The sequence below is a fragment of the Arthrobacter sp. 05T442 genome, assembly GCF_056395945.1.
Genome location: NZ_JBFTKM010000021.1, coordinates 1 through 24,458, shown reverse-complemented (window position 1 = coordinate 24,458; position 24,458 = coordinate 1). Strand labels below are relative to the sequence as shown.

General features: G+C 66.3%; 28 protein-coding genes and 1 pseudogene. 17 read left to right on the top strand and 12 right to left on the bottom strand.

Features of this window, described 5'->3' with window-relative positions; translation table 11 throughout:
* Positions 1 to 85: 85 nt before the first annotated feature.
* The 4 genes from AC1DES_RS16680 (at position 86) to AC1DES_RS16665 (ending at position 3,850) form a co-directional block, all read left to right on the top strand.
* Entirely contained in the window at positions 86 to 1,393 is a 1,308-nt protein-coding gene (locus tag AC1DES_RS16680; protein WP_476896818.1) for an MFS transporter, read from the top strand.
* 184 nt (positions 1,394 to 1,577) lie between these two features.
* Positions 1,578 to 2,474, top strand: a complete 897-nt coding sequence (locus AC1DES_RS16675) for a sugar kinase (RefSeq protein WP_476896817.1) — start codon at positions 1,578 to 1,580, stop codon at positions 2,472 to 2,474.
* 3 nt (positions 2,475 to 2,477) lie between these two features.
* Positions 2,478 to 3,239, top strand: a complete 762-nt coding sequence (locus AC1DES_RS16670) for an IclR family transcriptional regulator (protein WP_476896816.1) — start codon at positions 2,478 to 2,480, stop codon at positions 3,237 to 3,239.
* Positions 3,227 to 3,850 (top strand): bifunctional 4-hydroxy-2-oxoglutarate aldolase/2-dehydro-3-deoxy-phosphogluconate aldolase, encoded by a 624-nt coding sequence (locus AC1DES_RS16665; protein ID WP_476896815.1) that lies wholly within the window; start codon positions 3,227 to 3,229, stop codon positions 3,848 to 3,850. The genes AC1DES_RS16670 and AC1DES_RS16665 overlap by 13 nt, the downstream gene beginning before the upstream one ends.
* Before the next feature lie 24 nt (positions 3,851 to 3,874).
* On the opposite strand, the gene AC1DES_RS16660 is transcribed toward AC1DES_RS16665, so the two are convergent.
* Positions 3,875 to 4,558, bottom strand: a complete 684-nt coding sequence (locus AC1DES_RS16660; RefSeq protein ID WP_476896814.1) for an ANTAR domain-containing protein — start codon at positions 4,556 to 4,558, stop codon at positions 3,875 to 3,877.
* Between the two features lie 189 nt (positions 4,559 to 4,747).
* Here AC1DES_RS16660 and AC1DES_RS16655 point away from each other — a divergent pair, with 189 nt between their 5' ends.
* From AC1DES_RS16655 to AC1DES_RS16645, 3 genes are all read left to right on the top strand, one after another.
* On the top strand, positions 4,748 to 5,293 hold the full coding sequence (locus AC1DES_RS16655; protein WP_476896813.1) for a flavodoxin domain-containing protein: 546 nt from the start codon (positions 4,748 to 4,750) through the stop codon (positions 5,291 to 5,293).
* A 255-nt stretch (positions 5,294 to 5,548) separates the two neighbouring features.
* Entirely contained in the window at positions 5,549 to 5,710 is a 162-nt protein-coding gene (locus AC1DES_RS16650; RefSeq protein ID WP_476896812.1) for a hypothetical protein, read from the top strand.
* Between the two features lie 262 nt (positions 5,711 to 5,972).
* Entirely contained in the window at positions 5,973 to 6,419 is a 447-nt protein-coding gene (locus AC1DES_RS16645) for a VOC family protein (protein WP_476896811.1), read from the top strand.
* Here AC1DES_RS16645 and AC1DES_RS16640 read toward each other — a convergent pair.
* Entirely contained in the window at positions 6,416 to 6,679 is a 264-nt protein-coding gene (locus AC1DES_RS16640; protein WP_476896840.1) for a hypothetical protein, read from the bottom strand. The two genes, AC1DES_RS16645 and AC1DES_RS16640, sit on opposite strands and share 4 nt — an antisense overlap.
* A gap of 106 nt (positions 6,680 to 6,785) precedes the next feature.
* Positions 6,786 to 6,974 (bottom strand): annotated as a pseudogene (locus tag AC1DES_RS16635) (hypothetical protein); the annotation flags it as partial.
* Between AC1DES_RS16635 and AC1DES_RS16630 the strand changes: the two are divergent.
* Positions 6,886 to 7,239, top strand: a complete 354-nt coding sequence (locus tag AC1DES_RS16630) for a monooxygenase family protein (RefSeq protein ID WP_476896810.1) — start codon at positions 6,886 to 6,888, stop codon at positions 7,237 to 7,239. The pseudogene AC1DES_RS16635 and the gene AC1DES_RS16630 sit on opposite strands and share 89 nt — an antisense overlap.
* A 47-nt stretch (positions 7,240 to 7,286) precedes the next feature.
* Here the strand turns inward: AC1DES_RS16630 and AC1DES_RS16625 are convergent, their stop codons facing one another.
* Positions 7,287 to 7,892, bottom strand: coding sequence for a PadR family transcriptional regulator (locus tag AC1DES_RS16625; protein ID WP_476896809.1), 606 nt, complete (start codon positions 7,890 to 7,892; stop codon positions 7,287 to 7,289).
* A gap of 101 nt (positions 7,893 to 7,993) precedes the next feature.
* On the bottom strand, positions 7,994 to 8,233 hold the full coding sequence (locus tag AC1DES_RS16620; protein WP_476896808.1) for a hypothetical protein: 240 nt from the start codon (positions 8,231 to 8,233) through the stop codon (positions 7,994 to 7,996).
* Positions 8,234 to 8,471: 238 nt separating this feature from the next.
* Here AC1DES_RS16620 and AC1DES_RS16615 point away from each other — a divergent pair, with 238 nt between their 5' ends.
* The 3 genes from AC1DES_RS16615 to AC1DES_RS16605 all read left to right on the top strand — a co-directional run bounded on the left by AC1DES_RS16615 (position 8,472) and on the right by AC1DES_RS16605 (position 11,868).
* Positions 8,472 to 9,836, top strand: coding sequence for a DJ-1/PfpI family protein (locus tag AC1DES_RS16615; RefSeq protein ID WP_476896807.1), 1,365 nt, complete (start codon positions 8,472 to 8,474; stop codon positions 9,834 to 9,836).
* Between the two features lie 89 nt (positions 9,837 to 9,925).
* The gene (locus tag AC1DES_RS16610; RefSeq protein WP_476896806.1) at positions 9,926 to 11,182 is read left to right on the top strand and encodes a sensor histidine kinase; all 1,257 of its coding nucleotides are present in this window, start codon (positions 9,926 to 9,928) and stop codon (positions 11,180 to 11,182) included.
* On the top strand, positions 11,170 to 11,868 hold the full coding sequence (locus tag AC1DES_RS16605; RefSeq protein ID WP_476896805.1) for a response regulator: 699 nt from the start codon (positions 11,170 to 11,172) through the stop codon (positions 11,866 to 11,868). Before AC1DES_RS16610 ends, AC1DES_RS16605 begins: the two co-directional genes overlap by 13 nt.
* A 79-nt stretch (positions 11,869 to 11,947) precedes the next feature.
* Here the strand turns inward: AC1DES_RS16605 and AC1DES_RS16600 are convergent, their stop codons facing one another.
* Positions 11,948 to 13,165: a phosphotransferase gene (locus tag AC1DES_RS16600; RefSeq protein WP_476896804.1), complete on the bottom strand. Its 1,218-nt coding sequence runs from the start codon at positions 13,163 to 13,165 to the stop codon at positions 11,948 to 11,950.
* A 308-nt stretch (positions 13,166 to 13,473) separates the two neighbouring features.
* Between AC1DES_RS16600 and AC1DES_RS16595 the strand changes: the two genes are divergently transcribed.
* Positions 13,474 to 13,731, top strand: a complete 258-nt coding sequence (locus AC1DES_RS16595) for a hypothetical protein (RefSeq protein ID WP_476896803.1) — start codon at positions 13,474 to 13,476, stop codon at positions 13,729 to 13,731.
* 55 nt (positions 13,732 to 13,786) lie between these two features.
* Entirely contained in the window at positions 13,787 to 14,167 is a 381-nt protein-coding gene (locus tag AC1DES_RS16590) for a hypothetical protein (protein WP_476896802.1), read from the top strand.
* Positions 14,168 to 14,191: 24 nt separating this feature from the next.
* On the opposite strand, the gene AC1DES_RS16585 is transcribed toward AC1DES_RS16590, so the two are convergent.
* Entirely contained in the window at positions 14,192 to 16,867 is a 2,676-nt protein-coding gene (locus AC1DES_RS16585; protein WP_476896801.1) for a PEP/pyruvate-binding domain-containing protein, read from the bottom strand.
* Positions 16,868 to 17,108: 241 nt separating this feature from the next.
* Here AC1DES_RS16585 and AC1DES_RS16580 point away from each other — a divergent pair, with 241 nt between their 5' ends.
* Entirely contained in the window at positions 17,109 to 17,537 is a 429-nt protein-coding gene (locus AC1DES_RS16580; protein ID WP_476896800.1) for an SRPBCC family protein, read from the top strand.
* A 93-nt stretch (positions 17,538 to 17,630) separates the two neighbouring features.
* On the opposite strand, the gene AC1DES_RS16575 is transcribed toward AC1DES_RS16580, so the two are convergent.
* The 5 genes from AC1DES_RS16575 to AC1DES_RS16555 form a co-directional block, all read right to left on the bottom strand.
* Entirely contained in the window at positions 17,631 to 17,897 is a 267-nt protein-coding gene (locus tag AC1DES_RS16575; protein WP_476896799.1) for a GlsB/YeaQ/YmgE family stress response membrane protein, read from the bottom strand.
* A 127-nt stretch (positions 17,898 to 18,024) separates the two neighbouring features.
* Positions 18,025 to 18,855 carry an oxidoreductase gene (locus AC1DES_RS16570; protein ID WP_476896798.1) on the bottom strand — a complete coding sequence of 277 codons (831 nt, stop codon included), beginning with the start codon at positions 18,853 to 18,855 and terminating at the stop codon, positions 18,025 to 18,027.
* Positions 18,856 to 19,065: 210 nt separating this feature from the next.
* Complete coding sequence (locus AC1DES_RS16565; protein WP_476896797.1) at positions 19,066 to 19,782, bottom strand: alpha/beta hydrolase; 717 nt, start codon at positions 19,780 to 19,782, stop codon at positions 19,066 to 19,068.
* Positions 19,783 to 19,928: 146 nt separating this feature from the next.
* Positions 19,929 to 20,543 (bottom strand): hypothetical protein, encoded by a 615-nt coding sequence (locus tag AC1DES_RS16560; RefSeq protein WP_476896796.1) that lies wholly within the window; start codon positions 20,541 to 20,543, stop codon positions 19,929 to 19,931.
* A gap of 16 nt (positions 20,544 to 20,559) precedes the next feature.
* Positions 20,560 to 21,045 carry a tetratricopeptide repeat protein gene (locus tag AC1DES_RS16555; protein ID WP_476896795.1) on the bottom strand — a complete coding sequence of 162 codons (486 nt, stop codon included), beginning with the start codon at positions 21,043 to 21,045 and terminating at the stop codon, positions 20,560 to 20,562.
* 120 nt (positions 21,046 to 21,165) lie between these two features.
* On the opposite strand from AC1DES_RS16555, the gene AC1DES_RS16550 reads away from it, so the two are divergent.
* The 3 genes from AC1DES_RS16550 to AC1DES_RS16540 all read left to right on the top strand — a co-directional run bounded on the left by AC1DES_RS16550 (position 21,166) and on the right by AC1DES_RS16540 (position 24,265).
* A complete protein-coding gene (locus AC1DES_RS16550) occupies positions 21,166 to 22,149 on the top strand; it encodes a helix-turn-helix transcriptional regulator (RefSeq protein ID WP_476896794.1) in 984 nt (327 codons plus the stop codon).
* Positions 22,142 to 23,020 carry an SDR family oxidoreductase gene (locus AC1DES_RS16545; protein ID WP_476896793.1) on the top strand — a complete coding sequence of 293 codons (879 nt, stop codon included), beginning with the start codon at positions 22,142 to 22,144 and terminating at the stop codon, positions 23,018 to 23,020. The genes AC1DES_RS16550 and AC1DES_RS16545 overlap by 8 nt, the downstream gene beginning before the upstream one ends.
* A gap of 138 nt (positions 23,021 to 23,158) precedes the next feature.
* Positions 23,159 to 24,265 carry a phosphotransferase gene (locus tag AC1DES_RS16540; protein ID WP_476896792.1) on the top strand — a complete coding sequence of 369 codons (1,107 nt, stop codon included), beginning with the start codon at positions 23,159 to 23,161 and terminating at the stop codon, positions 24,263 to 24,265.
* Positions 24,266 to 24,458: the final 193 nt, after the last annotated feature.

Sequence of the window (24,458 nt, the reverse complement as noted above, 5' to 3'; positions counted from 1 at the left end):
TCCATGTCACTATTTTGCTTGTGCTTTGCGCCACATCACGGCAGCTCCGAAGCGCCTCCACTAAATTTCATGACAAGGAACGTCCATGACACAACAACAGGCTGTCGCGCCCGGGCGCAAGTACAGTGGGGCCACCAAGGTCCGCTTTGGAATTCTGCTGGTGATCTCGGTCAGCACCGCGATCAATTACCTGGACCGGGCCAATATGGCCATTGTTGCCCCGGCGCTCAGCAAGGACCTGGGGCTGGATGCCGCGGCAATGGGTCTGATCTTTTCTGCCTTCGGGTGGACCTATGCGCTGCTGCAGATTCCAGCCGGCTGGCTGATCGACAAGCTGGGGGCCAAGCTGGCCTTCGGGTATGCCCTCGTTGCCTGGTCGCTGGTGACGGCGGCGATCGGTCTTTCGCGCGGTTTCGGCGTCCTGCTGGGGTTGCGGCTGGCTCTTGGCGTGGCGGAGGCCCCGGCCTTCCCTGCAAACTCCGCGTTGGTTGCTTCCTGGTTCCCGAAGAAGGAGCGCGGCATTGCCACCGCTTCCTACACCGCCGGGGAGTATATCGGGCTGGCGCTTGCGGCCCCGCTGCTTGCCTTGGTGGCCACTGCGTTGGGCTGGCAGTCCGTCTTCTACCTCTCGGGGGGCCTCGGGCTGGCGTGGGCGTTTGTGTGGTTCACCAAGATCCGCAACTCACCCAAGAATCACCCCAAGGTCTCGGACCAGGAGCTCGCGCTCCTCGAGGCCGGCGGGGCGCTGCTGGAGACGGCCAAGGCGGACAAAGCGCGCTGGTCAGACGTGCCCAAACTGCTCAGGCACAGGCGCATGATTGGCGTGCTAGTGGGCCAGTTCGCCAACACATCCACGTTGTTCTTCTTCCTGACATGGTTCCCCTCCTACCTTGTCACCGCCAAGCATTTCACCCTTCTGAGCGCCGGACTTCTGGCCTCGATTCCTTACATCATGGCGATGGTGGGCGTGCTCTTCGCCGGCGCATGGTCGGACTGGATGCTGAGGCGCGGCATGTCGACAAACATCGCCCGCAAAGCGCCCATCATTACCGGCCTTGGCGCCGCGTCCGTCATTATTCTGGCGAACTACACGGACAGCCCGGCCCTGATTATCACTATTATGTCGGTGGCCTTCTTCGCTCAGGGCATGTCCGCGATCTCCTGGTCGCTCGTAGCGGATATCGCCCCGGCCGGCAAGCTCGGCATCACCGGCGGACTTTTCAACTTCATTGGCAACATCGGAGGCGTTCTGTCTCCGCTGGTCATCGGTTTCGTCGTCCAGCTGACCGGCTCATTCGTCGGCGGCATCGGTTATATCGCTGTCATCGCCGTCATCGGAGCCCTCGCCTACATCTTCCTGGTCGACAAGGTTGAACGCCTGACCATCACGTAGCAGGTCGCGGCACGGTGGCGCCTGAGCGCCGCCGTGCCGCTTGGCAAAGAACAACTTCAACGGCCCGCCGGGAGACGCGACGGTGCGCACCTTCCAAAGCGTTGCGTAGTTCGCAATTCAATTGCGCACTACGCCGAATTTGTGAAAAAGTGGCAATATCAATCAATTTCGAGGAAGAGGCCTGATGGAACAGCCGGATGTCCTGTGTCTGGGCGAGACCATGGTCATGGTTACGCCAACGGAGCCGATGGCTCTGGAAGATTCGGAATTGTTCCATCTGTCGGTCGGCGGGGCCGAGTCAACGGTGGCCATGTATCTGGCGGAATCGGGTTTCCGGACATCGTGGGTTAGCGTCCTGGGGCAGGACCCACTAGGGACCCGCATTTTGCGCACGGTCGAGAAGTACGGCGTGGATACCTCTTTTGTGCAGCTTGTCGATGCACCGACCGGCGTCTATTTCAAGGACCCGGGCGAGGGTGCAACACGGGTGCATTACTACCGCCGGGGCTCGGCCGCGTCGACGATGTCCGTCGCGTTCCTGGACTCACTGCCCTTGGCCGGCGCCCGGTTGGTGCATGTCAGCGGAATCACGCCCGGCCTTTCCCCAAGTTGCCGCGACATGATGATGGCCCTTCCGGAGCGGCTGCGGCACAGCGGGACCAAGTTCTCCTTCGATGTGAACTACAGGCGGGGAGTCTGGCCGGTCGAGGAAGCCGCGCCCGTACTGCTGGACCTGGCCCGCCAGGCCGATTACGTTTTCGTGGGATTGGATGAGGCGGCCGTTCTTTGGGGCACCACCGATCCGCGCTCCGTCTACGACCTCCTCCGGCCGAGTGGGAAGCTGGTGGTCAAGGACGGTGCCGTTGGAGCTACCGAACTGGAATCTGCCACCGAAGTCTTCGTGCCGACCCCTGCGGTGCGGGTCGTTGAAGAAGTCGGAGCCGGCGATGCGTTCGCCGCCGGGTACCTGGGCTCGGTTCTTGAGGGCGGGAACTCGGGCGATGCTTTGCTCGCCGGCCACCGCATGGCGGCCCGGTCCCTGCAAAGCACGAGCGATTTCGTCCCGCTTGCGGGGGCGTAGGCAATGGCGCAGGAAGCTCCGGGCGTCCAGAGCGTGCAGCGGGCAATTCAGATTATCGAGTTCGTCAGCGAACGGCCCAGATCCCAGTCCGAGGTCGCGGACCATATCGGCGTCCACAGGTCAACAGCCCTGCGTCTGATGGAGACGCTGATCCAGGGCGGCCTCATCCGGCGCAGTGAACAGGGTCTCTACAGTGTGGGTTACCGAATCGTGGGATTGGCCCATCAAGCGGCAGACCAGTTCAGCCTCGCGAATCTGGCCCATCCGGTCCTGGTCAGGCTGGGCGCGAGCTGCGGGCACACGATCCACCTGGCTGAGCTGACCGGCCAGCGCATCCTCTATGCCGACAAGATCGACCCCGTGCGGTCGGTCCGGTTGTATTCCCAAATCGGGCAGCCGGTGCCCTTCCACACGTCGGGAGTAGCCAAGGCGATTCTTGCCTTCCAGCCCGATGCGTTCGTGGACGAGGTGCTGAAGACGTATGAATTTACCCATCACACGGCAACTACCATTGGCGATGCCAAGAGTCTGAAAACCGAGCTCAGCGGAGTCCGTGAGCGCGGTTGGGCGGTGGACAACGCGGAGTTCGAGGACTTCATCAATTGCATCGCGGCCCCGATCCGCGACGCCCGTTCACAGGTCATGGCTGCCGTCTCAATCACGGCGCTCAAGGCCACGGCGAATCTCGACGAACTCCGGAAGCTGTTGCCGGCACTACTTTCAACAACCGACACGATCTCCAAGGAGCTGGGATGGCGACCCTAAAGACGACTTTCGACGAACTGTTCTCGAACACGCCGGTCATGGCGATTCTGCGCGGCTACAGTGTGGAGCGCACGGTGAAGCTTGCCCACACCGCCTGGGACCTCGGCGTTGACTGTGTGGAGGTCCCGATTCAAAACGCACAGGCCCTCGATGCCCTCATGGCTGCGGTTAAAGCCGGCGACGGCCGGGGGAAAGCGGTCGGCGCCGGCACAGTGGTGACCGCAGAACACGTCCGTCAGGCCCGGGACGCCGGTGCCGCCTTCACGGTCAGCCCTGGTCTTGACCCCGACGTCGTCGCCTCCTCGCTGGAATTCGGCCTGCCTTCGCTTCCCGGCGTCGCAACCGCCTCCGAGATCCAGGCGGCCATGCGGCTGGGCCTTGAATGGGTGAAGGCATTCCCGGCCGCCGAACTTGGCCCATCCTGGTTCAAGGCCATGCACGGCCCGTTTCCCCACATGAAATTTGTTGCTACCGGCGGCATGGACGCCAGCAACGCCGGGGAATTTCTGGCCGCCGGTGCAGGCATCGTCTCCATCGGATCGGCGCTTTCCGATCCCCACGCACTGCCGGCACTGTCGGCACTGCTCGATTCCCGCGTGCCCCGGGCCTGAGCCCGGTTGCGCCGACCTCGGTAGCTAGATCGTGATTCTGCGGTTGATAATTTGTTCCGCAGTGTCGTAGAGGGTCTGGTTGTGGGCGCGGGCATAACTGCGCAGCAGTGCACACGCCGCGTTCATGTCGACGTTGGAGTTCTGGGCGATCACGCCCTTGGCCTGTTCGATCAAAATGCGGCTGTTCAAGGCCCGCTTCAGCTGTTCGTTGATCAGCGCGGTTTCCCTCGCCGCGCGTTCCTGCAGGAGGGTGATGGTTGCCACGTCCGCAAACGCCTGGGCGATGTCCTCGGAACTGAGGGGACCGGCCTCATGCCCGAAGAGATTCAAGGCACCGATGGTCCGGCTGCGCAGGCGCATCGGGACGGCATGCAGGGACCGGAAGCCCTGAGAGAGGGCGGAAGACTGGAACAGGGGCCAGCGGGCGCCCTGCGCCGCGATGTCGTCCACGGCCACTACAGCTCCGGTCCGGAAGCAGTCCACGCGCGGCCCCGCTCCAGCCTCAAGCTGGAGGACTTCCACCAGTTGGCTTTCCTCGCTCGTCGAGGCCATTACCTGAAGGTCTCCGGCCGGATCGACGAGCACGAGCCCCGCGGCGGCGGCGGCGTCAAGGATTCCGACTGATTCATCAACCAGGGTGTGTAGGAGGCGCAGGGTCTGAGAGGGCGGCGATGCCCAGCCCGGTCGTCGATACAGCCCACGAGCCAAACGCAGGAACCGCAGAATGATCAGTCCCGTCGAGGCCGGGGCCAACGATCGCGGGTATGGATCGCACCGCTGAATGGCCTGGCGGAGGAACCGGAGCGCTCATTGTTCACCCCGATGTCGGGACTTATGGCACCTCCCCGGTGGTGCAGGGTCCATCAGGCTGGTGAGCGGAAGACGGGAGGCTTCATCATGGCGGTTCTTGTTGCCTATGCGAGTGCGCTGGGGTCAACCCGGGAGATAGCCCAACATTTAGCATCCCGTTTGGCGGCTGCGCTGGGCGACGTCGAATGCCGGTCCGTGGACGAGGTCGAGGCTGTCTCCGGATACGAGGCGGTTGTGATCGGCAGCGCCGTCCACAACCAGGCGTGGCTGCCGGCGGCGTCGCAGTTCGTCACCCGCCATGCCCCCGAACTGGAAAAACGACCGGTCTGGGCCTTCAGCGTCGGCATGGCCGACGCGTTGCCAAAGCCGTTTCGCAGGCGAGGCGCGGCACTGCAGCAGGAACGCCTGGCAGGGGCCCTGGCCAAGCAGATCCCGCTTCGGGGCCACCGGCTCTTCTCGGGTGTCTTCACGTCCGCCCAGATGCCGGCGCTGTTCCGGCACTTGTTTCGGTTCGCAGGTGGCCGGTTTGGGGACTTGCGGGATTGGGAAGCCGTCAACGCGTGGACCGATCAGATTGCCGCCCAACTCGCCACACCTGCCTCGTCGGCATCGCCAGGCATTGCCACGGACTAGTGCACCAGGGCAACGCCGTTTCAGCGACGCCCATACGGTCCATGCCGCACGTCGTCCAGGCCCCTCTCGACAAGGATACCACGGCCAGATGAACGTACCCGGCATGGTGGGGCACGAACAAGCGAACCCGTCAGGTCGATTATTCGGCGTCGCGCGCCGGGGGCCGAATAGTTGCCCTCCGGGGTCACACACCGTACAGTGCTTTGGTCCCTGACAAATGGGAAGCAAGCTGTCTAAACGAAGAAGGTCTCGAATATGAAAACTCTTCTCTGGATCATCGCAGCCATCGCCATCGTGTGCTTCATCATCGGTGGCACCATCAAGGCAGTTGGATTCCTCCTGTGGATCGCCCCGATTCTTCTGGTCGTTGCCATTGTGATGTTCTTCATGGACCGTTCACGGTCCCGCAAGGTCTGACGGACAAATCCTGAGCCGGCCCGGAACTTCTTCCGGGCCGGCTTTGGTATTTCTGTGGCTTACGACGCCGGGCCCCGCCTACCACGGGATGTGCCCTCGTGGCGGCCCAGCCCGGGGTCGGCTCCAAAGCAATGTGCGGAGCGTCGGGCGACGGCGGCCGGCAGATTCCCGGCCACGGCCTGTTCGTCAAGGCTGCCTCGCGGCGCCACGCGGATGATTCGGACTATCGTGGGATTACGAGCCTGCAATCAAAGGATCTGCCGTGGATACTCAAGTTCCCCCGTTCGATGGCGTCCACCACCTCAAGCTCCCGGTCAGTGATCTCGACCGCAGCCGCGGGTGGTACCAGAGCCGGCTGGGCTATGCCGTTGCCATGGAGTTCCGCGAGGACGGCAAGTTGATGGGTTTGGCCCTTAACCACCCGAATGGCGGCCCGAGACTGGCCCTGCGGCTGGACCCTGGCAAAGCTGCGTCCTCTTCCGGATTCGATTTCTTCTCCATCGGCGTTCCGACCAAGGCTGCCATGGACGCCCTCTCCGCGCGGCTGACTCAGTTGGGGGAAGCTCATGCCGGCGTCCAGGTCGCCTCTCTCGGGTGGATCCTGCCCGGCCTGTCGGATCCGGACGGACATGAGATCCGCTTTTACACCACGGAGTCCCACAGGCAAGCGCCCGACGGACAGGTTTATGTTGTCGAACGTCCCGGCTAGCTACTCCGCGCCGGACTTCCGGGGGCCCCGCCAAACCTTTGAAACGACGCGCTTTGCTGGGCAAGCCGGCGCATGGCCAGGAGTACCGGTTCCATCACGAGCGTGCCGAGAACCACGTACTGCATCGCGGCCTCGGCCGAATCCGGGGGGACACTTTCGACGTCGGCCTCCGCGATGTCCCGCATTGCCGCGGCGTAGCGGTCCAAGAGCGCCGCCGGGGGATCGAATCCCGCATCCGAGAGCCCGTGCAGGGCCTTCACCAGGGCGGCCTGGGTGTTGCGGTCGCGTGCCTCTGCGCCCGGCGGTGCCGATGAGTGCCCGGATCAGCTTCAGCCGCCGCACATGCGAGTCGTCGTAGCGGGCCTGGGTCGCGGACGTGAGCACGCCGTCGTGCAGCAATTTCTCCCGAAGGTAGTACTTGATGGTGGCAACCGGAACCTCCGTGGCCGCAGCCAGCTGTGAGGCGATGCCCCGGATGCTGACCGAACTCTTGCGGGAGCCGGGTTCCGGCCTCCTTGGCGTTCGATTTGCACTCGGGCCCGGCGGGCCGCTCATCGTGCAGTACTGGGACTCGGTGGACAAGCTGTATGCCTACGCGAGCGCACCCGAGTCCGAGCACAGGCCGGCCTGGACTGCCTTCAACCGCCAGGCGCGAAAGGCACCCAGGGCCGTCGGTATCTGGCATGAGACCTTCCAGATAAGCCGGGCCGAGAGCATGTATGTCTCGATGCCTACCGAGGGCCTCGCGCAAGCCACCGAGCTTGTGCCTGTCGGACCAGGAAGCCGCCACGCGAAGGACCGGCTGGCCAGCCCGGGCTGATGCCGCGGCGGTGGACGGGGGCTGCGCGGAGGCTCCAGGGGGCGGGGCTAGTCGGCGAGGATGTGGTAGAGCGCCCGGCGGGTTTCGTCGATTTTTTCCATCGCCGCAGTGCGTTGTTCCTCGGTGGCCGAGAAGCGGAACTGGTGGATGACTCCCATGAGTTTCCCTACGCTCTGATGAAACGCAGGCCCCGATCCCTGCGGGTCGGTGTTCCACGCGTTCCCCAGCTCCTCGGCGTGATCGGACACGTAGGCCCGGCCCGCATCGGTGAGCGTGAACTCGGTGCCGCGGCCGTCGCCGACGGCCGTGATGAGCTCTTCATCCACGAGCTGCTGCAGCGTCGGGTATACGGAGCCCGGGCTCGGACGCCAGGCTCCGGAGGTCTTTTCGGCGATTGTCTTGATCAGGCCGTAGCCGTTGGAGGGTGATTCGGCCAGAAGGGAGAGGATCGCCGAGCGAACATCGCCCCTGTTTGCCCGCCGCGAGCCACCGGGGCCAAAGCCCGGCCCAAAACCCGGTCCGAAACCCGGCCCAAACCCGCGGCCCGGCCCGAAGCCGCCGTGTCCGTGGGGCCCGCGGCGGCTCCTGCCGCGCCCGAATCCTCCCTGGGCGGGTCCGTCGTCTGTAATTTTGTCGTCGTGCATGCCTTTCATATCGGCATCGTCCTTCCGCTGCAGTTGCGTCCTGTGATGGCCACCGACTATTCGGCGATAGTTAACGATATATCGATGAGTATCGCCGGTCAAGGGTCGTTTCAGCTGGAAGGTCTCCTGGTGGGGGACTCCCCAGCCAGGTGCGCGTTCGACGCCGATTCCGCGGTGGATTCCTGTGGCCCCAAGGATTCGTCGGAGACCTGTCGGGTGGTGCCCAGTATGGCGGTCAGGGCCATGGCGGCCAGCGCTGCCTTGAGTCCGGTTCGTCCGGTCGTCAGCGGGGCGATGGGGCGGTAGATGATGATCAGGGTCCTCCTTGGAGCCGGTGTTCCTGCAACCACTCTCCTGCAGGGGGATTTCTGGGGACTTAGGGGAACCTTTGCGCTGGCTGTGCAGTGGACAGGTGGTCGGGAGGGCGCCGACGTCGGTGATCGCGTAGTACCCGGGTACCAGCGGTGACGGTTGGGGACTGTCCCGCCGGCCGATGTGCCCGTGGTGGGCAATCCGTAGCGTGAAAGTGCAATCAGGGCACGCACAGCTTCACGCCCCCGCACCTCTCCACGGAATCGAGACCCGCCCATGGCTTCCCGCTCAAAGTCCTATGTCCACGCCGCACTCTCGGTGGGATTGTCCCTCGTCACTGTGGCAGCGGTGGCATTCGCCGGCGCGCAGGTGTCTGACGCGGAATCTCATGTTCAGCCGTCCGCGCAGGAGCTGAAGGATCCTCCGACGAAGCGGCCGTCCTCGTCCGGTGCGATAGTCGTGGCCGTTGTCCTGGGCTCATCGGGCACCGTGGGGAGCGACGTTCTGGCTCCCTACGAAGTGTTTGCCAGCTCCCCGGAGTTTTCCGTCTACACAATCGCGGCACAGGGAGTCCCTGCCGCAATCGACGGGGGCCCGGCGATAGTCCCCACGTACACCTTCGAGGACATTCGATCGGGTACGGCCCGGCAGCCTGACGTAGTGGTCGTCCCGGCCGTCGGCGCCCCGGAGGGCCCGGAGGAAGCCGCAATGCGGGCGTGGATCGTGGAACAATCAGGGCGTGGTGCCCGCATCCTGGGCGTCTGCAACGGATCGAGCGTCCTGGCCGGGGCCGGTCTCCTCGCAGGGCACGAGGCGACAAGCCACTGGTCACGCTTGGGCGCTCTGAAGAAGAGCCATCCCGAGGTCCAATGGATGGGAGGCGTGCGATTCGTCCAGGACCGCATGATCACGACCACCGCCGGGGTCACCTCCGGCATCCCGGGCGCCTTGAGCGTCATGGAGGACCTGGCGGGAGCTGCCGAAGCCGAACGAGTCGGCCGGCTCATGAACTACCCGGGCTGGTCTCTCGGGGCGGCAGCCCAGATATCCGTCCAATCCTTCGCCGCCTCGGACATCCCCATCGGACTCAACGCCCTCATCCCGTGGCTCCGGCCGACAATCGGAGTCGGGCTGTTCAACGGAGTGAGCGAAATCGACGTCGCCGGCGCATTCGAGGTTTACAACGTGTCCTTCGCCGCCCGGGCGGTGGCAGTCGCCGCCACGGATACTGTCACCACCAGGCACGGGCTGATTCTCCTGACCGTCCCGGAACGGCTGGCGCCTCCGGTGGACAGGATCATTGTTCCCGGGGCGGTGGGGGACCAGGATACCGACCCTCAATTGAGGGACTGGGCTGCGTCCCGGAACTTGCCTATAGATGCCCTCGGCGGCGCGGGCGGCGCAGGCGGCGTGCCCGGTTTCGATGGCGCCCTCGAGGATCTGGCGCGGCATGCCGACGGTGCCACTGCGCGGTCCGCAGCCAAGATGATTGACTATCCCGCCGAGCACCTGACCCTTCCGGCCGGCGGCACTTCCGTCCGGGTTCCTGTCCTGCTCGGGCTCGGCCTGGTACTCGCCATTCTCATCGGTTCCCTCCCGGCGGTCGCGCGAACCGCCATCCGCCGCCGGGGGCTGCGGTGATCACGACCGCAGCACCCACAAGAAACTCCCTGCTGCGCGCAGACGGTCCCGGGACTCTATTGCTCTTCATGGCGGGTAGAGTCCGGAATATGACCGAAACTGGAGGCGCTGAGCGACGGGCGGCGTTGCCGGATGCGGCTTTGGAAACGCCGGATTCCGCGGGCGCACCGATTCCGCGGGGCGGGTGGCGCTCCCGCCCGCGCATCACGGACCTTGTGGTCGCCGCCGCCTACACAGGGCCGGCCCTGGCGGCAGCCATCGCCTTCCACAGTGGCGGGGACCAAGGCCCGGGGTTCATTCTCCCGTTGCTCGCTGTGCTGGGCTCCGGCGCTGCGCTGTTGTTCCGCAGGAAAGCTCCGGTGGTGTCGCTGGCCGCCACAGCGTGCATCATGCTGATCACGTTCGCGACCCCGGCGAGCTTCGCAGCGCTGGCGACAGCCCTGGCGCTGTACGCCGTCGCCGTCCACCGGTCAGCGCGGCACGCGGTCCTCTGCCTGCTGGGGACAAGCGCAGTCCTCCTTGCCGCTGCGGTCCTCCTGCCGGGGGCGATGGTGGAAGTGGTCCAGGCCGTGCAGGCGGTTGCGGTACTGGTGATCGCGGCACTGGCCGGCATCAACGTACGCACACGCCGCGGTCATGTGGCCGCCCTCGTGGACCGTGCCGACCGGCTGATGCGTGAACGGGAACATCTGGCCAGCATTGCGGCTGCCGCGGAGCGCAACGCGATCGCGCGGGAGATGCATGACATCGTCTCGCATGGTTTGGCTGTGATGATTTCGCTGGCACATGGTTCGGCGGAGATTGCCTCCACTGATCCTGTGCGCGCCGTCGAGGCCATGCGCCAGGTTGCCCGGACGGGCCGCGTCGCGGTGTCGGACATGCGCCGGATGCTCGGGGTCCTGACCGAAGGCCGTAGCGGACTGGTGCCCGGCGAGATTGCACCTTCACCAGGTGTGGAGGACGTCCCGGCGCTGCTGGAGCTTTTCCGTTCCGCGGGACTTCCGGTGGTCCTGCATTCGGGCGGCGTTCCTCCTGCGGACCCCGGGATCCAGTTGGCCATCTACCGGGTCATCCAGGAAGGGCTCACCAACGCGCTGAAGTACGCGAACGCAGCACATGAGGTCGCGGTTCGGGTGCAGTTCACGGCACAGGCGACCACGGTCTCAGTATCCGACGACGGGCGGCCCCAGGCTGTTCCCGCCGACCATGCCGGACGCGGCATCGTTGGCATGCGTGAGCGCGTCGCACTGTATGGCGGCACGCTGGACGCGGGTCCCCTGACCACCGGGGGATGGTCAGTGGCCGCCCGATTCCCGCCGTTGAAGGAAACACCATGGCAAAAGTAACCGCCCCGCCGGTGCGCCCGATCCGCGTACTGCTCGTGGATGACCAGACACTCGTTCGAATGGGTTTCCGCATGGTTCTGGACGCCCAGGAGGGGGTCGAAGTCGTCGGCGAAGCCGCCGACGGCACGATTGGAATCGAAATGTGTCGCAGCCTGGCACCGGACGTGGTGCTGATGGACGTGCGGATGCCGCACACGGACGGCATCGCAGCGACCCGGCTGATTGTCGGTGAGTGCCCGCTGTCACGGGTCATCGTCCTTACGACGTTCGACCTGGACGAGTATGCCTTCGCCGCACTCCGGGCCGGTGCCAGTGGCTTTCTGCTAAAGGATGTCGGACCAGCTGAACTGCTCGCTTCCATTAGGGCCGTTGCCGGAGGAGACGCGGCCATCTCCTCCAGGGTCAGCCGCCGGATGCTGGATCTCTTCAGCCAAAGGCTTCCCTCCGACCTGCCCTCCGGCGGCGACGAAGCCGTGGCAACCCTGACGCCCAGGGAATCGGAAGTTCTGTCGGCCATCGCCGGCGGACTTTCGAACACAGAGATCGGCGAGCGAATGTTCGTCACGGAATCCACGGTCAAGACCCATGTTGGCCGCATCCTGATGAAACTCGGGCTGCGCGACCGCGTGCACGCCGTCATCTTCGCCTACGAACACGGCTTGACCGGCCACCGCGGTTCGACGTGACTGGTGCGGCCCACCGGCCGGCTGCCAGCAGTCCGCCGGGCAACCGAGCTAAACCTGGCGGCTGCCCCCCGTGCACCAGCTATGTCTGGGCATTCCAAAAGCCGCGCGGGGGTGAGGTTGACGCCAGGAGGTCCAGAACAAAGCGGGCCATCTGCACGCGTCCGGCTACGAAGGCGCGCAGTTCCTCCGAGTCGGGCTCGGCCAGGCGTTGGGTAGCGACCGCCTGCAGACCGGCGAAGAGAGACATGGACGCCGCGTGGCCGCGCCGCACGGTGGACTCCGCGACGTCGGCGCCGGAATCGGCCAGTCCCTCGCAATAGGCTCCGAGGCACAATGGCTCGAGGCGGTACAGGTCTTCCCCGCTCATGGCACCCTGGTTGACCCAGCCGGCCAGTAGCTGGCCCAGATCGAAACCCGCACATGCGCCTCCGTACAGGCCCCAGTCAATGACAGCGAAGCTTGTGGATCCGCCGGGACCGTCTACGCTGCCCTCGATCAGGAGGTTCTGGGGGCTGGCGTCGCCGTGCGCGGGAAGAGCCGGGAGGGCAATGACCTCTTCCACGAGTTCGGCGGCCCGGTCCGTGAGCGAGCGTAGCCCGGCAATCAGGCGCGGGTCGGCGGTGTCGGCCACGGCCGGAACCTTCCAAAGGTCGTCGCCCCGGATCCCTGGGATTAAGACCATCGCACCGACTCCGTTCAGATAGAACCGCAGCCTTTCAGCGTCCCTCGCCGCGCAAATGGCCGGGCCGAGCTCCCGTACCTCAGCGCTGCCGGCCACCCTGCCGAGCAGCCTGGCAGCGTCGCGGAACCGGGCGTCAGTCCACTCGGCGCCCGGGCATTCGGACACGTCCTCCATCCAGATCGCGCTTCGCTGATCATCCAGATCCTCAATGCAGTAGACCTTGGGTAGCCGGCCGCCTGCGGGCATGGCGTCGGCCAGTTCCGACGCATAAACCTCTGCCTCCGTGCGCCACCGGTAATGTTGCGCCAGGCCTTCCCGAAGGTGGGACGGGACCTGCTCGATGCCGGTCCACAGCAGCGGGGACTGGACAAGCTTGACGACCGTGCAGAAAGGGACAGCCTCGATGTTGCCGGTTCCGGCTCGGGCGGTTCCGGTGACCCGCCAGAGGCCCCCGGTGGTCATGTTGAACATCGGAAACGTGATTTTTGCGGCGCTGGCAGTTAGGAGCTCCACGGCCGGCGATCTCAGGGCAGCGGCTGCTATGTCCGCCAGCTTGCGGGCGTCCACGGAGGCGGCACCGAGTGCGTCCATGTTGTCGAGTATGGCGGCCTGCATGGTGCGCCCCTTTGACGGAAAGTATGTCGAGTGAATGGACCATGATCGGTAAACCGGCTTTACTGACTCAATGGTAAAGTTACTTTATGATCGGCGTCAATAACCACCCTCCCGCTGGCTCTCTGCCACACATTGCAGACCTTCTGGCCGGCGCCTTCGGGAGCTTGAGATCAGCGATCGAGGCCCGGTCGATCCCGGGCCTCAGGCCCTCGCACTACCGGGTGATGTCGTTGGTCCCGCCCGAGGGGATCCGCCTGACCGACCTAGCCGACCGCGCCAGCATTACAAAGGCGGGAATCGGCCAATTCATGAAATACCTTGACCATGAAGGCTACGTTGGCCTTGCCGGCGACCCTGCCGACAAGCGCGCCAAAATAGTGACGCTGACACAGTCCGGCCGTTCCGCCGTCGACCTCTCCCTGCAAATCATCGCTGACACCGAAGAGCTGTGGTCCGGAGCCCTGGGCGCCGAACGCTACCGCGAGCTGCGCCGCGCCCTGTTGGACATAGCCTCGCTTCCCAGGGCAACGACCAATGAGACGCCCGTCATCGGCGACACGAGCTAGCCGGTACGGTGTGTGCGCCGAGGACCGTCTTGTGCTGCCCTGTAGCCTTCACATCATGACGCCGGAAATCCCCTTGGCATTCTGCACGCTGCTCGGCATGCTTGCCGTGTTCCAGTTGTTACTCATCATCGGACTTCCCCTCGGCCGGTTCGCCTGGGGAGGCCAAAACCCGGTGCTTCCTCCGCGGCTCCGTGTCGGGAGCGCAGTCTCAGTCTTGGTCTACGCGGTCTTCGCGGTAGTTGCCCTGGATCGTGCTGCGTTGGTTTCGATTATCCCGGTGCCCTTTATTGCCGTGGCTGCGATGTGGGTGATCGCGGCCTACCTGTTACTCAGCGTGCTGCCCAACCTTGCGTCGAAGAGCAAGCACGAAAAGCGCGTCATGGTCCCGGTGTCGCTTGTGCTGGCTGGTCTCGCGTTCCTTATTGCGGTGAGTTGAGCGGGCGGAGCAGCGGCACCGAGACTAACCGGATCCACCGGTGGCCGGACGGGGTCCCCGCTCGATCGTGACGGTGCCGGCGTCGCCGTCCACGCGGATCCGCTGGCCGCTGGTAAGCCGCTGGGTGGCCACGCCGGTGCCGAGCACGGCCGGGATGCCGTACTCGCGGGCCACGATCGAACTGTGACTCAACGGGCCGCCGACGTCGGTCACCACGGCGGAAGCCATCGCGAACAGCGAGGTCCAGGCCGGCGTCGTGATGCGGGCGACCAAGACGTCCCCGGGCGTCATCCGGGCGAAATCCTGCGGCCCGTTCAGGACGCGGGCGGGAGCGCTGACCCTGCCTGAACTGGCGCCGGCGCCTTTGATGACGTCGCCGGGCTGGTCCGGCGAGCCTGCCGGCATCATCTTCCCGAAGGCCCGCTCCATCCACCGGCTTTCCGGAAGCAATTGCGGGGCGGCGGCCTTGGCCTGGCCTCTCCACAGCATCTTGCGCTCCTCGACGGCGCCGGCACGTACAGGCCGGTCCGCGCCGGCAATGGCCACGGCCGCCGGAGCGCCCGGCCCGGCGAGGCCGAACTCGACGGCGCTCCGCAGCTCCTGGTGGCGCAGCCAGAACACGTCGGCGGGCTCCGCGATGACGGCGGAATCAACCAGCCGCTGTCCGAGTTCAAGCAGCATCCGCCGCAGCAGCGGCCAGGCCAGGCCGACGTCGGCCAGGGCATCCTCGCGGATCGGGCCGGCGTGCTGTGCCCACCGGAGCAGCCGGAGGAACGCGGCCCGGCGGCCCGGCCCGAGCCGGGTCAGCATCCGGCTGGTTTCGTCCTCCCGCCGGGCGGCCGACAGCCGCTGGCGCTCGTGCGGGTCATTGCCCTGTCCCCGCAGGTAGAACTTCACCGTCTCCAGCAGCGGCGAGGGATCGTCGGCCGGCACCGGGCTGACGAAATCCAGGTTGTACACGGTATGGCCGAACCGGCCGAGGTGGTCCTGGAAGCGGGGATGCCATTGCTGCCAGAGGGCCTGGTCGAAACCGGCAGGCGGGAGCCCGGTGCGCTGAGACTCAACCAGCGCGGCCGTAGGTTCATTGAGGATCGCCCGGACCAGCCCCGGAACTCCCCGGGTCCAGGTCGCGAGGTCGTACAGCGACTTCTCCGCCCGGATCGGTTCGCTGTCGTAACCCAGGAGGAACGTCTGGGCGGGGGGATCGCCGTCACGCCGCACGAATTTGCCGTAATACGTCCCGAACGAGATTTCGGACGTCGCGGCGAGCGGAATGACTGACTGAACGGCCGTGTAGTACACGGTGCCGGCGTCCAGCAACGCCTGCACGCCCTCCAGCAGTTCCTCTCCGGAGAACTGCCCGACGGGCTTCGCCGACCAGTCCTTGATCACCCGCTCGTAGCGTGGATGCGAAAAATCCCGCCAGCCGGCCACTCCCAGATGCGCCTTGCCGCGGGCCAGCGCCCGTGCCGCGGTCAGCAACTTGCCCGTCAGCCGCCACAGTCCCGAGGTGCGGTAGTAGTAGTAGGCGTAGCCGTTGATGGTGGGCAGTCCGACGTCGTCCTCGCGGATGACCTTCTTGCCGAACGCCTGGACCAGCAAGGCTCTCAGCGAACGGGACACGGAGCCGTCAATGAGGTCGGCGAACAGCGGCGAGAGCGGATCGGGCAACTGTTCCACGATGCTCGCCCGGAAGTACATCCCGTGCGGGTAGGGTACCGGCCACGTATCCGGGGTGTCGGCTGCCGGTTCAGGAAGTGCGGTGATGGGCCGGGACTGCAGGATGAAGAACTCGTGGCCGGCCCTCGCCCACTCGATGTCCTGAGGCGCCCCGAAGTGATCCATAATCCGTGTTCCATAGCTGGCCAGCCCGGCCGCCGCCTGGTCGTCCAGTACGGGCTGACGACGGCGCGCCGCCGGCACCGGCTGCTCCCGCGTACCGTGCTCCGCGTAGACAGTCATGACATCCTTGTCAGCGGTCCGGCGCGAGAGCACACGGCCCGTCCCCGCTTCGACGACGACGTCATCCGTCGTGACCGTTCCGCTGACCACGGCCTCGCCCAGGCCCCACGCGGCACCGATCACGATCTGGTCGCGGCGCCCGTTGGACGGATTGGCGGTGAACATGACACCTGCCGCCTCGGCCTCGACCATCCGCTGAACCACGACGGCGAGGCGTACCGTGTCCGGTCCGATGCCTTCACGGGCCCGGTAGGCCATGGCACGCGCCGTCCACAGGGAAGCCCAGCAATCCGTCACGGCCGCGGCCAGGGCCTCCGCCCCGCGGACGTTAAGGTAGGTTTCCTGTTGGCCGGCGAAGCTGGCCGAGGCGAGGTCCTCTGCCGTGGCGGAGGAACGCACCGCCACGGCAGTAGCGCCGTCGCCGAGAAGCCCGTAGGCGGCGGCGAGTTCTGTTGCGATCGCGGCCGGCATGATGCCGCCGGCGAACAGGGCCCGGAGCCGTTTCGACGCCTCCTCGTAGTCCCGTGGCGCCGCCTGCGGTGACAACGCGGCGATCTCACGGATGCCGGACTCGAGGTGATTGGCTGCCACGAAATCCGCATAGGCTGCGGTGTTCAGCACAAACCCCGGCGGGACCGGCAGCCCGGCCTGAAGGAGGCCGCCCAGTCCGATTCCCTTACCGCCGGCCACGGCGACGTCGCCTGGTCCCACATCGCCGAAGTTGTTGATGTAGGTCATGGCCATGCGTCCTTTCTGCCCGGAGCGGGGGCTGCCCGGTGAGCCTGATTCTCAACATACTGGCACCGCAGCAGGCGGGAGGCCATAGCTGGGCCCGGCGGCCGGGACACCCGGCCCTCGGGGTCAGAGCTCGACCGGGGAAAGAGGAGTGTATCCGATCGGCGGAGTAGTGTCTGTGCCAGGTGCTGCTGGCGATCACCGACTCGGAGCGATAAGGGGCCGGAGCAAAGAGGGGAAGGTCATGACCGGAAAATATGTCGCGACGTCGACGATCACCATCGAGGCGCCCGCACACCGCGTGTGGTCCGTGCTCACCGACCCTAACGCCATCAAGGAGTTCATGTTCGGCACGGATGTCCTGACCGATTGGACGGTCGGCGGTCCCATTCTCTGGCGAGGCGTGTGGGACGGGAAAGCGTACGAGGACAGGGGCAGGATCCTGGAATTCGAGCCCGGACGGCGGCTTGTGGCCACGCATTTCAGCCCGTTGAGCGGCCAGGAGGATGCGCCCGGGAACTACCACACGCTCACGTGGACCCTCAAGGACCAGTCCGGCGTGACAGTGCTGGCGCTCTCGCAGGACAACAACGCCAGTGCCGAGGAAGCCCAGCACTCAAAGAGCATGTGGGACAGCCTTGTGGCGGGAGTGAAGGCGATCGCCGAGCGCTGAGAATCAGTCTTTTTCAGCCGCCGGAGGGCGCGCGGTCAATCCCGGCAGGCCGGACGGGAGGTCGGCCTGCCGGGGACCGAGGGCGCCGGAGCTCTATGCCCTGCTTCTGCGGCCGGCTACTGCGCCGTAGATGAGGAGCACAATGACTGCGCCGAGGATGGAGAGGAGCCAGGTCCGCAGATCGAAGAAGTCGCCGAGGCCTCCGCCGAAGATCAACGAGCCGATCCAGCCGCCGAGGATTGCGCCCACGACGCCCAGAACGAGCGTGATCACCCAGCCGCCACCCTGACGGCCCGGGAGGATGGCTTTGGCAATTGCTCCTGCGATAAGGCCGAGAATGAGAAATGCGAGAATTCCCATGGCTGTACATCCTTTCGGTAGGTCGGTCGCGTGCAGGCGGCCTACCGAATGATTAGACCAGCATGCTTAGTATCGCGCAAGACCCGTATCGGACCGGGCTTTGGCGGGGTTTCGGCCAGACCCTCCCTCAGCCATCGATGCCCGTACTGAGGCTGAGGTCCCGCCATTGGTCGAGTTCCGCGCGCTCTGCCTCGGCGACGGCGGCAAAGGCATCGACAGCGTCCTGGCCAAGCACCAGCAGGGACGGCGGGTTGCCACTTTCGGCGATCGCCACGATGGCTTCAGCAGCCTTTGCCGGGTCGCCCGGCTGGGTGCCGTGGACCGTGTCGTTCTCCTTGCGGCGTTTCCCGGCCGTCTCCGCGTAGTCCTCGATCGCCGTCGTCGACTGGGTGAGTGAGCGGCCGGCGAAGTCCGTGCGGAACGCGCCGGGTTCGATGACAGTGACGTGGATGCCGAGCGGCTGCAGCTCCTTGTGGAGCGATCCGGACAGGCCTTCCAGGGCCGCCTTGGTCGCCGAATAGTATCCCGATCCGGCCGGCGAAATGCGCGCTCCGATGGAGGAGATGTTCAGGATGGCCCCCGCCCTGTTCGAGCGCATGTCCGGGAGGACTGCCTTGATCATGTCCACGGCGCCGAAGACGTTGGTGTCGAACAACCGCCGGATGTCCGCGTCGTCCGCTTCCTCAACCGCGGCGCGGTACCCGTAACCGGCGTTATTTACCAGCACGTCGATGGCCCCGAAGCGCGTCCGGGCCTGCTCCACCACTGAACTGATCTGTGCCCGGTCGGTGACGTCGAGCGCGAGGGCCAGTGCCGTTGCGGGGAATGCGGACGCGATGTCCTGCAGCGCGGTGACGTTTCGTGCCGTGACGACGGCGTTGTGGCCATGGGCGAGGACTGCCTGGACGAGGGCCCGGCCGAGTCCGGTCGAGCATCCTGTGATGAGCCATGTAGACATGAGGGACTTCCTTTCAATGCTCCGGAACCGGAGGTTGGATCGCGGCCATGGCGGGCCGCCCGGGACAGCGCCCGGACCGGCCAGTGTTGCCGGACCCGGTTGAACCCTTGCTGGCCGGGCTTCATATCCATACAACAGCAGACGAGCGCCGGGCGGGAGGGGCCGTTGATACAAGTGCCGCCAGTGCCTCCCGCCCATGGTGGAAGGCTTCTAGGCCAAGTTCTGGCCCAGGAACGAGAGGACGTCCGGGAGGATGGAGCGCCAGTAGTTGCTGTCGTGGCCGCCGTCCTGAAAACCTCCCGAATGTTCACCTGGCAGGTCTTTCACGTAGTCCTTCACGCTGAAGAGCAGGTTGTCGGCAGTGCCGCAGTCAATTCTCTTCGGGAGTCTCTCCAGCTCCGCCCGCAGGGCAAAGATGTCGTTGGCCGCAAAGTCGGCGGCGCTGTCAAAGTTGTCGGACCGGCCGGCGTCGTACAGGCTCCAGATGGCGGGGCTCATGGCGGCCACGGCGCGGAGACCGGGGAGGCGGTGCCGGGAGGCGAGGAGCAGGGCGCCGAACCCGCCCATCGACAGGCCGAAGACTGCAAGCCTGCCGGTGTCGACGCCCTGGCCGGCCAGCAACGGGAGGAATTCTTCCACCACCATGGACTGCGTGTCTGTGCCTGACGCGCGGCGGTGCCACCAGGATTCCCCTCCGTCCACAGCAGCGATCGCGAAGGGTGTTCCGCCGCGGGCCACATGCTGTGCCAGGGCGCGGTCAGCGCCCAGGTCGTCGAAGACCATGCGGTGATCGGCGTGTGCGCCGTGCAGGAAAAGAGCCACGGGCAGGGATCCGGAGGTGCCGCCGTCGGGGGTTCCCGGTACGGCGAGGGACCAGCCGGTGGGTTCCTGCGGCCGGAACCGTGACGTGAAGCTCCCGGTGCGCATGGCTGCGGGTGGGGTACGGCTGGATGTGGCCCCGCCGGCGCATCCCGCGATCGACGCGGCTGCCAATGCGCCGGCGCCGAGCCCCAGCAGGCTCCGTCGGGAAATTCCGGGCGCCGGCCACTCCGCATCGGACGGCGATACGCAGGTCACCAGAATTTCTGCACGCCAGTGGCCGCGCCGCGTAGCTGCGACCCGTCCAACAAAATGGAGCACTCCTCCAGGCCGAAGTCTTTCCACGCAGCGACCAGCTGAAGCTTCCCTGCCGGTGGCAGGGGCCAGAGCCAGAGCGTGCACGAGCCCGAGAACTCGTCGTCGCCGCCGCTCCGGCCTCCGTTTCTCATCAGCAGGACCGGCGGTGCAGGCTCCTCAGGACCTTCGAAGACTCCGTGGGGGTGCGCGCCGGTGCTGGACTTGGACCCATCAGGGAAAGCCGCGCCGAACAGGAGCATCGAAGCTCTCCCGGAGCCCCTGCCGGCGGCGCGTCCGGGCCGGAAGACCATGTCGTTGAGATCCGCCCACTCCTCGTCGGTCTGTTCGCCGCGGCGGATCGCCCAGGACACATCGAACGAACAACCCGTTGAGAAGACGTCCGCGCTCTTGACGGCCATCACCATCGCCGGGCTCCGGTGCAGGAACTGACCGATATGGACCACGACCGGCAGCTCGTACGGCGGGGCGCCGGCCCAGACAGGCGGCACGTACCTCGCTGCCCGCCCGCGCGGGGGAGCGGGCGGCACCGGGAAGTCCTTGAAGAAGGTCATGGATGATCCCTTCGTGCTAGTTCTCTGTCAGGAGTCTCGCATAGTTCGCCATCGAGCGCTGATACCGGGGCAGATGGGGAATGAGGGCTTCGATCGCGACTCGGAGTGCCTCGTCGTGCCGGCCTGCGTCCCGTAGGGACAGTGCCAGCACGGCGCTAGGCGCCCCGCCCAACGCATGCGGGTCGGCGCCGGAGAGGATCTTCAAGGCTTCTGCGGTGTGTCCGAGTGCCCGCTGCGAGCTGGCCATCTGCACACAGGTGCGTGTCTGTCTGATGGGGTCGAGTCCTGCAACGAGCCCGGCCTCGTAAAAGGAGACGGCCTCGGCAGTCCGCCCGGTCGAATCGCGGATGCAGGCGCGTTCGAAATCTGCGCGGCCGTCGGTGGCCGGTGAGGCGGCGGCGAGCTCGTCAAGTTCGTCGATGATTTCGCCGCCGGCGGTTGGTGATGCCTCGAAGGCCGTCCAGAAAGCGGCTACCCGGCGTTCCCACTCGTCAATTGTCATTTGCCGATCCTACGTGCGCTCGAGTGCTCCCGGGCGATCCACGGCCGCATCGGCGGGGCCGGGCCGGGGATGTCTGACAGACACTGCCACCGGCCGCCCGGGCTGCGTAGCGTGGTGGATGTGGACAGAGAAGAGGAAATCCGTGAGTTCCTGATCTCGCGGCGCGCGAAGATCGGCCCGGGGCAGGCCGGCATCCCCAGCTACGGGGAGCTGCGGCGCGTGCCGGGCCTCCGCCGGGAGGAAGTGGCGCAGCTCGCCGGGGTCAGCACGGACTACTACACGCGGCTGGAGCGCGGCAGCATTCGCGGTGTCTCAGACGGAGTGCTCGAGGCTGTCGCTTCGGCCCTTCAGCTGGACGACGCCGAGCGGGCCCACCTGATGGACCTGGCGCGGACGGCGAACACGCCGGCGAGCCGGGTGCCGCGCCGGCCGCCGCAGCGGCGGGTCCGTCCCGGCCTGCTGCGTCTCCTGGATGCCATGACCGGGGTGGTCGCTCTTGTGCAGAACGGCCGTTCGGACGTGCTGGCCGCCAACCTACTGGGCCGTGCGCTGTACGCGGAGGTGTTCAACTCCGCCGCGCAATCGGGCCCGGACAGTTCGGGCCGGCTGCCGAACCAGGCGCGTTACCTGTTCCTCGATCCGCACGCCGGTGACTTCTATCCCGACTGGCGCGCGATCGCGGCCACCACGGTGGCGATGCTGCGCCTGGAAGCGGGGAAGAACCCTCACGACCGGGCGCTCAACGAGCTGGTCGGGGAGCTGGCCACGCGCAGCGGAATTTTCGCCGCACTGTGGGCCGGGCACGACGTGCGGATCCACACCACGGGGACCAAGCGCTTCCACCACCCGGTCGCCGGGGAATTGTCGCTGCAATTCGAGACGCTGCACCTTCCCGGCGATGAGGGACAGACCCTGTTCACCTTCACGGCAGAGCCGGGCTCCGCGTCCGAACACGCGCTGGCGTTCCTGGCCAGCTGGGCGGCGTCCCCTCCCGAAACTACCGTCACCGGCGACCCCGCCGGCGGATCCACCGTCCCCGACATGCGCTCCCGGGCGCAGCCGGGAACACCCAACCCAGGAAAGACCGAACCGCGACATGACTGAACACGAACACATGACAGGGCAGAGGGAAGCCACGGCCGGCAAGAAGGTCTGGTTCATCACCGGCGCCGGCCGCGGGATGGGAACCAATATGGCGAAGGCGGCCCTGGCCGCCGGGCACGCGGTGGTGGCCACCGGCCGTAACCCGGAGAAGGTGGTCCGGGCCGTGGGCGAGAACGTGAACCTGCTGGCTGTGGCGCTCGATGTCACCGACCCCGCCGCGGCGGAAGCGGCCGTGCAGGCCGCCGTCGACCGGTTCGGCCGGATCGACGTTCTCGTCAACAACGCCGGCAACTTCTACGCCGGGTTCTTCGAGGAAATCACCCCGGAGGATTTTCGGGCGCAGATCGAAACCACCTTGTTCGGGCCGATGAACGTCACCCGCGCCGCCCTGCCGGTCCTGCGGAGCCAGCGCTCGGGGCTGGTGGTCACGATCTCCTCCACCGCCGGCATCGCCGGCGGGGAGTTCCTGACTGCCTACGCCGCGTCGAAGTTCGGTGTGGAGGGCTGGGCGGAGTCACTGGCCCCCGAAGTTGCCCCGTTCGGCATCCGTACCATGCTCGTCGAGCCGGGGTTCTTCCGCACCGAGCTCCTCACCCCCGAATCCACCAGCTACGCCGTATCCACCATCGGGGACTATGCCGAGAGGACCGAGAAGACAGTCACCGCCTGGAAAGGCATGGACGGGCAGCAGGGCGGGGATCCGGCCAAGCTCGCCGACGCCCTGATCCAACTGGCCGGGCTGGACGAGCCGCCGCTGCGCTTTGCCGCCGGCGCAGACGCCGTCGGGGTCTTCGAGGCCCGGTCCAAGGAGCTGCTGGCCCAGGCCGACGCCCACCGCGAGCTCTCCAGCAGGCTCGCCTTCGACTCGTGACGCCGGACGGACCGACGCAGGCGTTCATGAGGGTTTCTTCATGATCGTTTAATCCGGTCCTCATTGTTCTGGCTCATTCTGGACACACGAACGGCGTGCGCCGGATAAGGCCAGCGAGAGTTGAGGACCGCGGTGGATATGGACGGACAGGACTGGACGTCTCCCGTCCTCTTGTCCGCCGTCGACGACACCGGCACGACGTGGCAGGTCCGCAGGGCGTGGCCTGACAAGACGCCAGGATCCTACGTCCTGGAGGTCCTGGCCCCGGGACGGCCCGGCGTCCGGGGGGCCCGCCTGCGGCACGGGCACTTCGAACTGATCCCGCCGGATGATCCGAAACTGCCCGCCTTGCGGGCGGAAGCGCAGCGGGGGGAACTCATCAAGTATCGGCCTTACGACCGGGCGGTCGTCCGGGCGGAGGACCGCTACATCAAGATCTTCCGCTCCGGTCGTGCCGCCGTCGCCGCTGAGCGCTGTGCACAGCTGGACATCCTGCTGGACGCTGGCACCTTCGCAACCCCTAGAATCCTTGCCCGGAGATCCCAGGACGTCATCGTTTTCAGCGCCATCCCGGGACCGACTCTCTCGGATCTGGGGACGGGGGAAGCCGCGGTCTCCGACGACACGTTTGCGAGCGCGTGGGAGAAATGGGCGCGCTCCTGGGTGGCGCAGCTGACCCGCCCGTATGGCCTCGACGCGCAAAGCGTCCTCAACAGCCTGCCGCACCATTCAGCGGAACTGGAAGCCAGGAAAGTCTGGAAGATGGTGAACCTCTGGCTCCGTCACAACGAAGACGTCCCGGAACTGGCCTCTCAGCGCGACGCGTTGCGCTCCGCCGCAGAGCAAGTAACGAGGAACCTGCTCCGGACCGCCCCGGATCCGCCGGTATGGGCCCACGGGGGCCTGCACGCCAAGCAGATCATCGCTACCGACGGCCCGGCCCCGCTCGGATTGCTCGACTTCGACAGCACGGCCCGGGCCGAGGCCGCCCTCGACCTGGCCGACCTGGACGTGCATCTGGAGCTTCATCTGCGCGAAAACACCTTGGCGCCTGCACGCTACCGCGCGGCGCACACACAGGTGCTGCGCGCAGCCGAGGAACTGCACGTGACTCCGGCGCGCTTCCATGCCTACTCCGACGCCAGGTGGCTCCGTCTGGCCTATATGCCGCTCCCGGGCCGCTTCGCCCTGGCGCTCGCCGTCCACGCGGAGAGGGCGGCGCAGGCCACGGAACCGGGGCCGTAAGCCGCTCCGGCCCGGTTTCTGTCCTGTCCCCGGCCTAGCCTGCCCTGGTGGGGGCGAGGCGTAGGCGGCCGACGCGTTGGGCGAGGATGCGTCGGGCTTCGCCGGGGAGGTGGTCGTCGCTGATGAGTTCGTCGGCGTCTTCGAGGGCGGCGATGGTGCTGATGCCGAGGGTTCCCCATTTGGTGTGGTCGGC